1 protein-coding gene is annotated in these 1074 nt (G+C 43.1%); it reads right to left on the minus strand.

What is annotated here, in order from left to right; all coding sequences use genetic code 11:
- Window positions 1–32: 32 nt before the first annotated feature.
- Window positions 33–980, minus strand: coding sequence for an IS30 family transposase (locus AB0D14_RS45030; protein ID WP_003130410.1), 948 nt, complete (start codon window positions 978–980; stop codon window positions 33–35).
- Window positions 981–1074 lie beyond the last annotated feature (94 nt).

Raw genomic sequence — 1074 nt, forward strand, 5'->3', positions numbered from 1 at the left:
GTTATAATTAGAACGCAAATTGCAAGTCCAAGTTAGCCAGCCAAGCTCATCTCATATGAACTCTTATAGTTGAACATTTTTCTTGGATAATGGTTCATCCAATACTCGATAGCGGCGACTTCTTCAGGGGTCGTCTTTGTTGTGCCTTTTGGTAGATGCCTACGAATCATTCGGTTATGGTTTTCATTCGTCCCTCGCTCAAAGCTCGCGTAGGCGTGTGCATAGTAAACTGGACAGCTTACGACCTCAGAGAGCCTTGCAAATTCATGGCCATTGTCAGGGGTAATGGATTTGAAGTCATAACTTTTTTGAAGTTCCACCAGCTCATCATTGACCGCCTGTGCTGTTTTCCCATCAATCAAGCGAATGATCTCCGTGCGGTATTTTCGCTCTGTGAGCGTCAAAAGCACCTTGTTCTTAGCTCTCGTAAGAATGACCGTGTCAATCTCGTAATGCCCCACTTCTAAGCGATTGTTAATGAACTCAGGCCGTTCTTCAATAGACTTACCAAAAGGATGCTTTGGCGCACGAGGTTTGATTTTCTTTGCCGCCTTATACTGCGGATAGAAAAGATGATGACGCTTGGCTTCTAACCAGCCCCAGTTGACCCAATTGTAGAGGCTGCTCAGAGAAACTCCTTTTAGAGCCTGATGAATGACTTCCAAAGAGTCCTTGTCTTCTTTAAGACGTGTACTCACATAACAATCAATCTCAGTCGTGAGTTTACTCGGACGAACACTGTGAGCCCTCAATCCTTCATAATTTTCTTGAGCCTTTTTAGCAGAGTATTTTACCTTCCGTTTGAGCTGGATTTCCCCTCGCTTCATCTCTCTGTCAATCGTCCCATGAGCTTTATTCAATAAGCGCGCAATCTCACGGTTGCTCAGTCCTTCTTTATTGTGCCAACGTTCAATGTTTAAACGGTCTTGATTGGTCAGGTGTTTCCCTTTGCTCTGGCTTGTGATAGAATAGTCTTGCATCTGAATTTCCTTTTTATACTATTTGGTCGAACTTCTAGTATAAGAGATTCAGATGTTTTTTGCTTGACTCAAGGTGGCTAACTTCATTTTACAA

The organism is Streptomyces sp. NPDC048484, assembly GCF_040651415.1.
GTDB lineage: Bacteria > Actinomycetota > Actinomycetes > Streptomycetales > Streptomycetaceae > Streptomyces.